This is a genomic window from Nonomuraea sp. CA-218870, from assembly GCF_050936535.1.
In the GTDB taxonomy this organism is placed as follows: domain Bacteria; phylum Actinomycetota; class Actinomycetes; order Streptosporangiales; family Streptosporangiaceae; genus Nonomuraea; species Nonomuraea corallina.
On the sequence record NZ_JBNJMN010000001.1, the window covers coordinates 4472870 to 4485362 of the forward strand.

A 12493-nucleotide genomic window follows, 5' to 3' on the forward strand; every position below is an offset into this window, starting at 1 on the left:
GACGAGCCGAAGCGGTTCCTTCACGACTTCTTCCCCAGTCTGTCACCAATAAAGAAACAGTGTTTCCATCCAGGATCTCCCGAAACCGTGACCCGTGTCCAGGAGGCCGCGCTACCCCTCGTGGTCGACCACCGCCCGAGCCTCCAGCCGGGGACGCAGCCAGCCGGCCACCTCCAGGTGCTCGGGGTGTTCCTGGTAGCCGCGCAGCTCCTCGGCGGACTCGTGCCGGGTGACCAGGCACAGGTCGTAGGAGACGGGCGAGCGCACCACGTCCAGGTGCGCGGAGAGTTCCCTGATCTGCGGCACCCGGCCGGCCAGCCCTTCGAGCAGCTTCTTGGCCTCCGGCGCGTCGGCGGGGTCGGTGAACTTCATCAGCACGACATGGGTCAGCACGAGCGGCTCCTCTGGACATCCGGCTCTGTTGTGCGAGAGTGTAAGCGATGGAAACGCTGTTTCTCTAGATGTAACAGGAGGCGCTGTGGTGCGGGTCGCCGCGGTTCAGTTCGAGACCGGCCAGGACGTCGCCGCCAACCTCGCCACCAGCCTGCGCATGATCGACACGGCCGCGGGCCGGGGCGCCGAACTGATCGTGTTACCCGAGTTCTGCAACCATCTGTCCTGGTACGAGGGCCGCGAGCACGCCCGCACGATGGCCTGCCGCCACGGCGACCCCTTCCTCACCGCGATCGCCGGCCGCGCCCGCGCGCACCGCGCGCACATCAAGATCGGCGTCACGCTCGCCCGCGACGACGGCCGCACCACCGGCGCCTCCCTGCTGTACGGCCCGGACGGCGAGCTGCTGGGCGAGGCGGACAAGCAGATCCTCATGGGCGCCGAGAACGACCACCTCGACCCCGCGACCACGGCCGGGCCCGTGATAGGCACCGCCGTCGGCCGCGTCGGCCTGTACGCCTGCATGGAAGGCGTGATCAGCGAGGTCACCCGGGGGCTGGCCCTGCGCGGCGCGCAACTGCTGCTCAACAGCCTGAACTCGTTCGCCACCGACGAAGCGTCGCTGCACGTCCCGGTCCGCGCCGCCGAGAACAAGGTCTGGGTGGTCGCCGCCAACAAGGTCGGCCCGCTCATCCCCGCCGACCGGCTGGCCGAGGTCGGCGCAGGGCTGAAGGTGCCGGTCGAGTGGCTGCACGGCGCAGGCGAGAGCCAGATCGTCGCCCCGGACGGGACCGTCGTGGCGCGGGCACCCCGCACCGGCGAGGCGGTCGTGGTGGCCGACGTCGATCCCGCCGCCGCCGACGCCGACCGCGCGCGGCTCCTGGCCACCCGCCGCCCCGTCCGCTACGCCGCCATCGCCCGGCCCCCGCGCGGCCGCACCGCCCCGCCGGGCGTGCCGTCCCTCCAGGTCGCGGTGGTCCGCGCCGGCGTCCCCGCCGTCCGCCGCGCCGCCGCCGACGGCGCCGCCCTCATCGTCCTGCCCGAGGGCTCCCCGCTGACGGCGGAGGAGGTCTCGGCGGCCGTACGGGACACCCCCGCGCATGTCGTCACCGGCGCCGGAGCGCTGGTGGACGGCTCGGGCGTGCTGGCCCCCGGCCCCGGGACCTGCCCGATACACCCGTTGCCCTGGGGGCGCCTGGCGGTCATCGCGGGGGAGGACGCGCGGCATCCGGAGGAGTTCCGCCTCGCGGCGCTGGCCGACGCCGACGTGGTCGCGGTCCCGTACACCGCCAGGGAGCCGTGGGAGCTGCGGCTGGGCCTGCTCGAAAGGGCCGCGGAGAACCGTCTCAACGTGGTGGTGGCCGGCCAGGACGGCCCCGACGGGGTGGCGGGGCTCATCCTGGCCGCGCCCCGGGACTTCACCCTCTGGACCGCCTGGGAAGGGCCCTTCACCGGCCGCATCAGCCACCCGGAGGTGACCGCGGTGAAGAACTCCGACGAGGTCGTGCACGCCGTGGTCCGCCCGGAGCAGGCGGTCAACCGCCACGTCTCCCGGGGCACCGACCTGGTGGACGGGCGCCCCTGGCGCCTGGCCGGCGCCCTGCTCGGCCAGGAAGGCCGAGACCCCGGTCAGGCGGGGTAGGCCGTGGCGGGCATGCCGTCTCCGCCTCCGCGGAAGGCCGCGGGGGCGTGCGCGACCGCGCTCTGGACGTACTCCAACAGCCCCTCCTCGCCGTACTCCCGGCCGTAGCCGCTGCGTTTGACACCGCCGAAGGGCGCGCGGAGCGACATGCCGGTGCGGTTGTGGGTGTTGACGAAGACGAAGCCGGCCTCCAGGCGGGTGGCCAGGGCGAAGGCGCGGTCCTCGTCGGCCGACCAGACCGAGGCGGCCAGCCCCAGCTCTCCGGCGTTGGCCCTGGCCAGCGCCTCCTCCTCGGTGTCGTACGGCAGCAGCGGCACGGCCGGGCCGAACTGCTCCTCGGCGACCAGGGGCGCGTCGTCGTCGAGCCCGGTGACGAGAGTCGGGGTCACGAAATATCCGGATTCGAGGTCGCCGTGCGCGCGACCGAGCGGCACCGCCGTACCGCCACGGGCGACCGACCCCGCCACCAGCCCCCGGACGCGGTCGGCGGCCGGGGCGGAGATGACCGGCCCCATCGTGACCCCGGCCGCCAGCGGATCGCCGACCACCAGCACCCGCTCGGCCGCCGCCCGGTACGCCTCGGTGAACTCCGCCAGCCGGGCACGCGGCACGTACAGCCGTTTGGCGGCCATGCACACCTGCCCGCTGGTCGCGAACGACGCCATGACCAGCCGCTCGTAGTCATCGTCGGTGAGCGCGAAGTCCGGCAGGAACAGGGCGGGGTCGTTGCCGCCGAGCTCCATCACCGACGGCGTGAGCATCGCGCCGGCCGCCGCCGCGATCTCCCGCCCGGCCCTGTCGCCGCCGGTGAAGGCCACCTTGCGGATCAGAGGATGGGTGACCAGCGCCCGCCCGGCCGGCGCGCCGCCGTGCACGACCTCCACACCCGGCAGCGCCGCGGCAACCTCGCCGACCGCCAGCGGCGCCAGCGGCGACGGCTTCAGCACCACCGTGTTCCCGGCCGCCAGCGCGGGCGCCAGCTTGACCATGGCCAGGATGACGGGGGCGTTCCACGGCGTGAGGCACGCCACCACCCCGTACGGCGCGCGCCGCACCACCAGCCGGCCGGCGGCGTCGTCGATCTCGGCGGGGGCCAGCACCCGGGGCGCGTGGTCGCACACCCAGCGCAGGTAGGTCAGCGCGAACGAGATCTCGCCCCGGCAGTCGGCCAGCGGCTTGCCGGACTCGCGCGCCAGCAGCCCGGCCAGCTCCCCGGCCCGGCCGGTGACGGTCTCGCCGGCCTGTCGCAGGACGGCGATCCGGTCGCCGATCGGCCGGGCCGCCCATTCCCGCTGGGCCCGTCCGGCCCGGCGCACCGCCGCGTCCACGCCGTCCGCGCCGGTGGCGGGCACCCGGCCCACGATCTCGGTGATCCGGGCGGGGTTCTCCCGGCTGATCAGTTCCATCAGGTCTTCCTTTCCCGGCCGCCCGGCGGCCGTGCCGGCCGGGCGTCACCTCAGGGACGTGATCAGGCAGGCGCGCAGCAGGTGCGCCCGGGCGGCCCGCGGGTCGGCGGCCAGGGCGCGCAGCTCGGCGTGGTGGGCGGCGGGGTCGGCCGAGCGCAGCTTCTCCCAGTTGCCGTGGCTGATCGCGCGGACGTGATCGAGCGCCACCCGCCGCCTGCGCCCGGCCGCCTCGTCCACCGCGGCCTCGTCGCCGGACAGCAGCGCGGCAGCGAGCAGCACGGCGTCGTGGATGCCGCTGTTCATGCCCAGGCCGCCGAGCGGGTTGTTGACGTGCGCCGCGTCCCCCGCCAGCAGGACCGGTCCGTCCCGGAAGCGGGCGGCCACCCGCTGGTGCACCCGGTACAGCGAGGCGTGCGTGACCTTCCAGTCACGCCCGGGGTCGGCGACGGCCCGCAGCCGCCCGGCCAGCCGGGCGAGCTCGGCCCCGTCGGGGGTGTCCTCGGGCGTGGGCAGCAGCACCCGCCAGTGGTCGGGCGTGCGCAGCAGGACCAGCCACTCCTCGGGGTCGAAGACGTAGTTGATCGGCGCGATGCCCGGCAGCAGGGTGTCCAGGTCCTCCTCGGTGGAGGCGACCAGGAAACGCTCGGGATAGGTGATGCCCTCGAAGGGGACGCCGAGCGAGCGCCGCACCGCCGAGTGGGCGCCGTCGGCGGCGACCAGCCGGTCGCCGGTGAACCGCGCGCCGGCCTCGGTGGTCACCAGCACGCCTCCGGCCTGCGGCAGCACCTCGCGGACCGCCGCGCCGAACACCACCTCGCCGCCGTGCCGCAGCAGGTGCTCCATCAGGATGGGGGTGAGCTTGCTCTGCTCGCACTGCACCCGGTACGGGTGGGGCGTGTCGTCGGCGAGCACGGCCATGTCCAGGGTGGCGACGGGGCCCCCGCGCCGGTCCCGGTACTGGAAGGTACGGGCGATCAGGCCGCGCGCCATCAGCTCCGGCAGCACGCCGAGTCCGTCCAGCATCTCCAGCGTCGGCGGGTGGAAGGTGGAGGCCCGGGACTCGGCGGCCAGCTCCGGCCCCGCCTCCAGGACGGTCACCGGCACGCCGCCGCGGGCCAGGGTGAGCGCCGCCGTGAGCCCCACCGGCCCGGCCCCGGCGACCAGCGCGCGCTTCACGGCGCCCGCTCGACGCCGACCACCCGGGTGCCGGTGAAGAACCGGATCGTCTCCGCCGTCCCCTCGTCCACCAGCCCGGACAGCCCCCACGCCGGACGCGGCGTGAACAGGTGGAGACTCATCACGCTCGACCCGTTCACCTTGACCTCGCCGGCGCGCACCCGCCGGGCCACGGCCAGCGCCCGCTCCTCGTCGGCGCCGAAGACGTAGCCTTCGAGCCCGTACGGGGTCGCGTTCGCCAACGCCACCGCCTCCTCCTCGGTGTCGTAGGGCACCACGGCGGCGACCGGTCCGAAGATCTCGTCGGCCAGGTCGGCTCCGGTGATGAGCGTGGGCGCCAGATAGCTGCCCCGGCCCGGCATATCGCCGTACGCGGTCGCCTGGCCGCCGGCCCTGGCCGTCGCGGCCCGTACCCGTGCCAGATGGGCGGAGTGGACCAGCGGCCCGTACTCGGTGCCCGGGTCGAGCGGGTCGCCGGCGCGCAGCGCGGCGAGCCGTTCGCCGAGGGCCGCCACCAGCTCGGCCAGGCGCGGGCGGGGCACGATGAGCCGGCCGAGCGCCCGGCACCACTGGCCGTTGAGCGAGGTGAGCAGCTCGGCGGCGGCCCGGGCGGCGGCGCCGGCGCCGGCGTCGGGCAGCACCACGAGCGGGTTGTTGCCGCCCAGTTCCAGCTGGGCGGGACGGAGCGCGCCGGCGCAGGCGGCGGCGACGGCCCGCCCGCCGGCCAGGCCGCCGGTGAAGGAGACGGCGCGGATCCTCGGGTCCCCGGCCAGCCGGGCCCCGGTGCGGGCGTCGCCCATGACGAGCTGGAAGACGCCGGGCGGCAGCACCTCGCCGAGGACCTCGGCCAGCGCCTGGGTGCCGTACGGGGCGTACTCGCTGACCTTGAGCACGACGGGGCAGCCGGCCGCCAGCGCGCTGGCAGTCTTGTGCGCGGCCATCGGGGCGGGCGCGTTCCACGGCACCAGGCACAGGGCCGGGCCCCAGGGCAGGTGGTGCACCTCGACCCCGTCGCGGTCGGCGCGCAGCAGCCCGGCGCTGATCTGGGCGGCGGCCAGCGCGAACGCGCCGTGCACGATGAGCCCGAGCGCGCGGGTCTGGCCGATCGGCACGCCGGTGGCGAAGGACTCCAGGGCGGTGATCTCGTCGACCCGTCCGCGCAGCCGCTCGGCGGCGGTGTCGAGCAGTGTGGCGCGCCGTTCGGCCGGGGTGCCGGCCCAGGCGGCGGCCGCCCGGTCGGCGGCCGCGAGCGCCGCCTCGACCCGCGCGGGGGAGGAGCCGAGCGCGCGGGCGACCGGCTCGCCGGTGGCCGGGTTCTCCAGGTCGAAGCCGAGGTCCTCGGTGCAGCGGGCCCAGCCGCCGTCGACGAGGTCGGCGGTGTCCGGCGGTGTGATCATGGCTTCTCCACGGCGGCGAACAGCGCGTTCTCCCTGGCCTGGGTCACCAGCTGGGCGACCTCCAGCCGGCCGCGCTCGGCGGGGAACGTCATCACCAGTCCCATCGCCAGGTCGCGCAGCGCCCGCCCGGCCGTGCTGGACATCGACGCGCCGGAGGTGCCCGAGGCCTTGAACGCGCCGAGCGCCACCTGGAAGCACGACTCGGTGACCGACCCCTTGCCCATCCGCCACTGGCGGAAGACCTCCTGCTTGGGCCGCAGCGGCGGTTCGGAGGTCTCCAGCAGGAGCTGACGGCGCAGCCACAGGTAGGCGGTCTCCAGCTGGACGGTCATCTCGCCGATGATCTGCTGGTGCATGGGCGAGGAGGCGATGGGCCGGCCGGTGTCGGCGAACGTCTTGCGGGTGAGCTGCTCGATGGTGACGTCGTAGACGTTCTGCGCGCAGCCGGTGTACGCGGCGGAGATGGCCAGCTGGTTGCCGACGAAGCTGCCGCGGCTCATCTGCAGCATCCGGGTGAACGCGCCGGGGACGGTCAGCGCCTCGTCCTCGGGGATGAACACCTGGTCCAGCCGGATGCCGTCGTTGGCGGTGGCCCGCATGCCGAGCCCGTCCCACGGCGCCCGGGAGGAGACGCCCGCCGCCTCGCGCGGCACGAAGAAGGTGACCAGGCCCTCGGCGGTGTCGTAGCCGTCGAGCTTGGCCGTGGTCAGGTAGTAGTCGGCGACGCCGGTGGCGCAGCCGAACGACTTCTCCCCGTCCAGGAGCCAGCCGCCCTCGGTGCGGCGGGCGGTGGTGGCGATGGCGATGTTGGCGGTGGAGCTCTTGACCGACTCGGAGGCGAAGTTGGCCAGCCAGACGCCGGAGGCCATCCTGGTCAGCACCTTCTCGGCGAAGGCCCGTACGGCCGGGATCTCGTCGTCGTCGAACAGGCCGGCCTCGATCGCCTCCAGCGGCAGCAGGCCGCGGGAGGCGCTGGTGTTGTGGAAGAAGAAGGCCAGGGCGGTGGACGGGCAGGCGGTGCCCATGGCGAACGTCGCGGCGGCGAGGTCGCGCAGCGTGCCGCCGAGCCCGCCGTACTCGCGCGGCACCACGAGGCCGAGCAGCCCGGCCTGCCGCAGCAGCGCCACGTGCCCGATCGGGAAACTGCCCTCCTGGTCGGCCTTGACCGCGGCGGCGCGCAGCTCGGGCAGCACGGCCTCGACGCGCCGGGCGCGGTCGCGCTCGGCCTCGGTCATGTCGTCGACGAGCCGCTCACCGGTCAGTCTGTCGGTCACGTTCTCCCCTTCAGTTCGCGAATCGGTAGGTGCGTCCGGGGAGCACGGATCCCCAGGTGCTCTCCAGCTCGGCGGCGCTGGCGATCAGCACCGACCGGTCGACGGCGGTGTCCACGTCGAGCTGTCCGGCCAGGAAGAGCACGTCTTCCGCGGGCAGGGCGCCGTCGACGCCGCCCAGCGTGGTGTCGAAGTGCCGCACCCCGCTCTTCATCGCCACCAGCGCGTTGACCAGGCCGATGCCGTGGCGTTCGCGCAGCGCGACGCGGACGGTGGCCGTCCCGGCGGCGGCCGCGGCGTCCTGCAGCAGGCCGCGGACGTGGACCGGGGTGGCGGCGACGGCGCCTTCCTCCAGGCCGATCTCGTCGCAGCCGAGTTCGGCCAGCCGGGCGACGGTCGCCACGACGTGGTCGGCGCGGTCCCGGGCGAACGCCTCGGGGATGTGCCCGACCGCGGTCAGTCCGGCGCGTCCGGCCGCCTCCAGGATGCGGGCGGCCTGCCCGGGCCTGGAGGCGATACCCGCGGTGAACCCCGCGGTGAGCCCGGAGGTGAGGCCGGCGGTGAATTCGGCCACTCCGGCCCCCGCCGCGGCCACGGCCCGCACCTGGGCGGGTTCGGTGATCAGGGCGGAGGCGGTGGCGGGGTCGAGGTCCTGGGGCGGCGGCGGTTCCCCGTACGGGTCGGCGCCGTGCGGGTCGAACAGGCGCACCCTGCTGCCCGCGGCGCGCAGCGCGCGGGCGATGCCGGCCAGCCGGGCCCCGGTGAAGCCGCGGGCGCGCAGCACGGCGAGCAGCCCGGTGTCGGCCACGCCGATGCGGTCGGGCAGCGGGTCGGCGAGCTGGCCCCAGGCGCGCGAGTGGAACAGCACCGGCGCCACCCGGCGCGGGGTGGCGGCCTCGGCGACCTCGCCGACGAAGATCGTGTGATCTCCTCCCGGGTACGCGTGCGCAACCCGGCAGTCGAGCCAGGCGACGGCGTCGGCGAGCACCGGCGCGCCGGTCCCGGCGGGGATCCAGCTGCCGCCGGCGAACCTGTCCGCGGCGGGTTCCTGGCCGGCGAACCTGCGCCCGATCGCGACCTGGTCCTTGCCGAGCACGCTGACGGCGAAGAACCCGTGCTCGGCGATCAGCCGGTGCGTCCTGGTGCCGTGGGCCAGGCAGACCAGGACCATCGGCGGGTCCAGGCTCACGCTCGTGAAGGAGCTGGCGGTCATGCCGTGCCAGGCGCCCTCGGTTCCGGTGGTCACGATCACCACGCCGCTCGGCCACTGCGCCATGGCCGCTCGGAAGGATTCGCCGCTTGCGGTCACCGGTCTCCCTGTTCCATTGATGGAAACAGCGTCACGCTGAAGGTAACGAACGCCCATTTTCATGTCAACGTGACGCTGTTTCCCCAAGGGAAATAGACTGGTCGCGTCCACGAGCAACGAGGGGGTCAGGTGCACGTCCAGGCGGAGTCGGAGAATCAGAGCCGGTCCATCGCCGCGGTGGAGCGTGCGATGGACGTGCTGCTGCTGTTCGGCCGGAGCACCCGGCCCGATCTCGGGGTGACCGAGATCGCCACCGAACTCGACCTGACCAAGGCCGCCGTCCACCGCATCCTCACCGCGCTGCGCAACCGCGACCTCATCGCCGTCGACCCCGTCACCCGGCGCTACTCGCTCGGCCACGCCGCCATCGCGCTCGGCCGCGCCTACCTCGCCCGCACCGACCTGCGCGCCATGGCCGGTCCCGAACTGCGCCGGCTGTCAGGCCAGTCAGGGGAGACCGCCACCCTGTCGGTGCGGCGCGGCGACACCCGCCTCTACGTCGAGCAGGTCGTGCCCGACCACGACCTGCGCATGGAGGTCTCGCTCGGCATCCCCTACCCGCTGCACGCGGGCGGCTCCTCCAAGGCCATCCTGGCGTTCCTGCGCGAGGAGGAGATCGACGGCTACCTGTCCAGGCACCGGCTCGCCGCCCTCACCGACAGGACGATCATCGACCCGGGCGCGCTCCGGGCCGAGCTGGCGGCGATCAGGCGGCGCGGCTACGCCAGCTCGCTCGGCGAACGCCTCGACGGCGCGGCCTCGATCGCCGCCCCCGTCTTCGACCACGACGGCCTGGTGATAGCCGCGGTGAGCGTCTCCGGGCCGAGCAGCCGGTTCGAGCCCCGCCTGCCCGAACAGGCGCGATTCGTGGTGGAGTCGGCCGCCCGTCTCTCCGCCCAGCTCGGCCACTCCTCCTGACCGGGATGTGTTGCCCTGCCCGTCCGGCTCGGGCGGTCAGGGCTCGTCGGCCTCGGTCAGGGCCCGCAGCACCTCGGCCTGTCCGACGCCGGCGCGCCAGAAACTCGGTCATCAGCGCGAGAGTGTCCTGCCCCGAGGCGAGCACCCGTCCAGCCTCGCTCGACGTAGGCGCGGGCTCGGCGCAGAGGGAACGCGCCCGCCCACACCGGTCGAGGTGCGACGCGGCCGCCCTCCACGGCGTCATCCTAGGTTGACGACCGCTTGAGCATCAACCAAAGCTGACGCGTGGGGCCGGGCCGTACACTCCCTGCCGCGTGGTCACCGTGGAAGGGGAGTACCTGAACGTTGATCAGGTCCGGCGTGACAGCGTGACGCCCAGCTCGCGAACGGCGAGGTGCCCGCACGCCCCCGCGCGGTCGTCAGGTCAGCGAGCGCAGGTCCGCGATGTCGTACTCCGCCACCGAGGCCGCGAGTATCGCGTCCTGCTGTGCGTCGTCGGGGCCGCTACCCCGGAACGCCTCGACGGCCGTACGCGAATCCCAGCGTTCGAAGATGTTGACCCGGCCGGCGTCCACCAGGTCCGCGCTGATGACGAAGTCGAGACAGCCGGGCGTGCGGCGTGCCAGCTCGACCACGCTCGCGCAGCCGGCGAGGTAGCGCTCGCGCCGGTGCGGGTCGACGACGATGTGTCCCGCGACGATGACCATGTCCTGCTCCTCTGCCAAGGGTGAAACGGATCGTCATGAAGTGACCGCCGGGCGGTCCGGAACTCATCGGTACGCGGCGCGCTCCGGCGCGTGTGATCGATCAGGAATCGAGAAGCGGCCGGCCCGTGCCCTGACATAGCGTGACGACCACGTTCACCAGTGAGTTCATCAGTGAGAGGAGCAGTGCGTCGATGAGTGCCGCGTCGAAGGCCCGCGAAGAAGACCAGCAGGGCGCGTCCCCCGAGGACGGGTTGTCCGAGGCGGAGCGAGCCGCCGTCAAGCAGCGCGCGGCGGAGCTGAGGACCGGCTCCCGCCGGGGCAAGGACAAGGCGGCGGCCGATGAGCGGGACGTGCTCGAGAAGATCGCCCAGATGCCGCAGCCGGACCGCGCGCTGGCCGAGCGCGTGCACGCGATCGTCCTGGCCGCCGCTCCTGAGCTGGCGCCGAAGCTGTTCTACGGCCAGCCCGCCTATGCCAGGGCCGGGAAGGTGGTGTGCTTCTTCCGCAGCGGGCAGGCGGACGCGCAGCGCTATTCGACGTTCGGCTTCAACCCGGTGGCGAACCTCGACGAGGACGAGGGCCTGTGGCCGACGTCGTTCGCCCTGGCGGAGCTGACCGAAGCCGGCGAGGAGACGATCAGGACCCTCGTCCGCAGGGCTGTGAGCTGATCGCGATCCCGTCCTGAACCCGGGCGCCGCGGCCCGTACGCCAGAGGCGAAGTCGCCGTCGCGGTGGATCTTCCCGCAGAACAATGAGCGCATGACGGACACTCGACTGACCGGCGCGATCCGGCTGCCCGACGGCGGCTGGGTGCGCGGCCGCGGCCTCAGGAATCCGGCCCCGGCGGGCGTGGCCCCCGACCGGGGCCTCTACCTGGGAGGCGGCCGGTTGCGCGGCCGTCACGAGCCGGAGCTGACCTGGCCGCACGCGTGGATCGACTGGCCGGACTTCCTGCTGCCGCGCGACCGCGAGCAGGCGGTCCGCCTGATCCGCGAGGTGTCGGAGCGGGCGCGTACGGGCGAGCGGGTGGAGGTGGCCTGCGGCGGCGGCGTGGGCCGCACCGGCACCGTCATCGCCTGCCTGGCCGTCCTGGCCGGCACGCCCGCCAAGGAGGCCGTCGCCTGGGCCCGCGCCCACTACCACCCGCGCGCCGTCGAGACGCCCTGGCAGCGTCGCTGGGTCGAGCGCTTCCCCGCCTGACCCGTCACCGGCCGTCGAGGCCCGTCGTTCACGCTGTGCCGGTCGCTGTGCCGGTCGCTGTTTCGGTCGCGGCGGCGGCGAAGCGGCGGGCCAGGCGGGCGAAGGCGTCCTTGAGCTCGGGCGGGCCGACGACCTCGATGGGGGCGTCGAAGCGGCCAAGATCGGCGGCCAGGCCCGGCCATGACCACGATCCGAGGACGAGCCGGCAGCGGTCCGGGCCGAGTTCCTCGACGACGCCGTCGCGGACGTAGCGGGACACGTCGGCGGCGGGCAGGCCGAGGATCACCTCGCCGCGGCAGGGCCAGTCGCCGGAGCCCGAGCCCCGGAAGCGGCTGGTCACGTACGCGGCCACGTCGCCGCCGGGCAGCTCACGCGGGGTGAAGCGGGGTCCCGCCGGGGTGCGCGGGGTGATCCGGTCGGCGCGGAAGATCCGCCAGTCACGGCGGCCGAGGTCCCAGGCGACCAGATACCAGCGCCCGCCCCAGGTGACCAGGTGGTGCGGCTCCACCCGGCGCGGCGGCCCGTCGCCGGCGGCGGACGAGGCGGCGGGCGCGGAAGCGTAGTCGAAGCGCAGCACCTCGTGGGCGTGGACGGCGGCGCTGAGCGCCAGGAGCACGCGGCTGTCGACCTGGGGGGCGGGCCGTTCGACGGCGGTGATCTGGAGGGTGTCGACGCGGTGGCGCAGCCGCGCGGGCATGACCTGCCGGACGGTGGTCAGCGCGCGGGCCGCGGCCTCCTCGATGCCGGCGCCGCTGATGGTGGCGATCTGGAGGGCGATGGCCAGCGCGACCGCCTGCTCGTCGTCGAACAGCAGCGGGGGCAGGTCCTTGCCGGCGTCGAGCCGGTAGCCGCCGTCGGGGCCCTTGACGGCCACGATGGGGTAGCCGAGCTCGCGCAGGCGGTCGACGTCGCGGCGCACGGTGCGCGGGCTGACGTCGAGCCGCCGGGCCAGCAGCGCCCCCGGCCAGTCGCGGCGGGCCTGCAGCAGGGAGAGCAGCGCCAGCAGCCGCGCTGAGGTCTTCGGCATGATTCCCATGGTGCCCGCGGTAGCGGCCAGAACCTGACCTCTGCTGC

Annotated in this window: 12 protein-coding genes; 4 read left to right on the forward strand and 8 right to left on the reverse strand. The window is 74.3% G+C overall.

All coding sequences use genetic code 11. The annotated features are described in order from the left end of the window. Positions 1 to 111: 111 nt before the first annotated feature. The gene (locus ACQEUU_RS21715; protein WP_433068566.1) at positions 112 to 393 is read right to left on the reverse strand and encodes a Dabb family protein; all 282 of its coding nucleotides are present in this window, start codon (positions 391 to 393) and stop codon (positions 112 to 114) included. An 85-nt stretch (positions 394 to 478) separates the two neighbouring features. On the opposite strand from ACQEUU_RS21715, the gene ACQEUU_RS21720 reads away from it, so the two are divergent. Beyond that, on the forward strand, positions 479 to 2035 hold the full coding sequence (locus ACQEUU_RS21720; protein WP_433068567.1) for a nitrilase-related carbon-nitrogen hydrolase: 1557 nt from the start codon (positions 479 to 481) through the stop codon (positions 2033 to 2035). On the opposite strand, the gene ACQEUU_RS21725 is transcribed toward ACQEUU_RS21720, so the two are convergent. The 5 genes from ACQEUU_RS21725 to ACQEUU_RS21745 are packed head-to-tail and all read right to left on the reverse strand — an operon-like array spanning position 2023 to position 8594. After that, entirely contained in the window at positions 2023 to 3441 is a 1419-nt protein-coding gene (locus ACQEUU_RS21725; RefSeq protein WP_433068569.1) for an aldehyde dehydrogenase family protein, read from the reverse strand. The two genes, ACQEUU_RS21720 and ACQEUU_RS21725, sit on opposite strands and share 13 nt — an antisense overlap. A 45-nt stretch (positions 3442 to 3486) precedes the next feature. Continuing rightward, a complete protein-coding gene (locus ACQEUU_RS21730; protein ID WP_433068570.1) occupies positions 3487 to 4617 on the reverse strand; it encodes an FAD-dependent oxidoreductase in 1131 nt (376 codons plus the stop codon). Further along, entirely contained in the window at positions 4614 to 6014 is a 1401-nt protein-coding gene (locus ACQEUU_RS21735) for an aldehyde dehydrogenase family protein (RefSeq protein WP_433068572.1), read from the reverse strand. Before ACQEUU_RS21735 ends, ACQEUU_RS21730 begins: the two co-directional genes overlap by 4 nt. Beyond that, complete coding sequence (locus tag ACQEUU_RS21740; protein WP_433068574.1) at positions 6011 to 7288, reverse strand: acyl-CoA dehydrogenase family protein; 1278 nt, start codon at positions 7286 to 7288, stop codon at positions 6011 to 6013. The genes ACQEUU_RS21735 and ACQEUU_RS21740 overlap by 4 nt, the downstream gene beginning before the upstream one ends. A gap of 10 nt (positions 7289 to 7298) precedes the next feature. After that, positions 7299 to 8594: a flavin reductase gene (locus ACQEUU_RS21745; protein WP_433068576.1), complete on the reverse strand. Its 1296-nt coding sequence runs from the start codon at positions 8592 to 8594 to the stop codon at positions 7299 to 7301. A gap of 129 nt (positions 8595 to 8723) precedes the next feature. On the opposite strand from ACQEUU_RS21745, the gene ACQEUU_RS21750 reads away from it, so the two are divergent. Continuing rightward, positions 8724 to 9512, forward strand: a complete 789-nt coding sequence (locus tag ACQEUU_RS21750; RefSeq protein ID WP_433068577.1) for an IclR family transcriptional regulator — start codon at positions 8724 to 8726, stop codon at positions 9510 to 9512. Positions 9513 to 9931: 419 nt separating this feature from the next. On the opposite strand, the gene ACQEUU_RS21755 is transcribed toward ACQEUU_RS21750, so the two are convergent. After that, entirely contained in the window at positions 9932 to 10219 is a 288-nt protein-coding gene (locus tag ACQEUU_RS21755) for a putative quinol monooxygenase (RefSeq protein ID WP_433068578.1), read from the reverse strand. Between the two features lie 191 nt (positions 10220 to 10410). Between ACQEUU_RS21755 and ACQEUU_RS21760 the strand changes: the two genes are divergently transcribed. Both ACQEUU_RS21760 and ACQEUU_RS21765 read left to right on the forward strand, forming a co-directional pair. Continuing rightward, positions 10411 to 10887: a DUF1801 domain-containing protein gene (locus tag ACQEUU_RS21760; RefSeq protein ID WP_433068580.1), complete on the forward strand. Its 477-nt coding sequence runs from the start codon at positions 10411 to 10413 to the stop codon at positions 10885 to 10887. 91 nt (positions 10888 to 10978) lie between these two features. Beyond that, positions 10979 to 11419, forward strand: coding sequence for a protein-tyrosine phosphatase family protein (locus tag ACQEUU_RS21765; protein ID WP_433068582.1), 441 nt, complete (start codon positions 10979 to 10981; stop codon positions 11417 to 11419). 28 nt (positions 11420 to 11447) lie between these two features. On the opposite strand, the gene ACQEUU_RS21770 is transcribed toward ACQEUU_RS21765, so the two are convergent. Beyond that, on the reverse strand, positions 11448 to 12446 hold the full coding sequence (locus tag ACQEUU_RS21770; RefSeq protein ID WP_433068584.1) for a helix-turn-helix transcriptional regulator: 999 nt from the start codon (positions 12444 to 12446) through the stop codon (positions 11448 to 11450). Between the last annotated feature and the right edge of the window lie 47 nt (positions 12447 to 12493).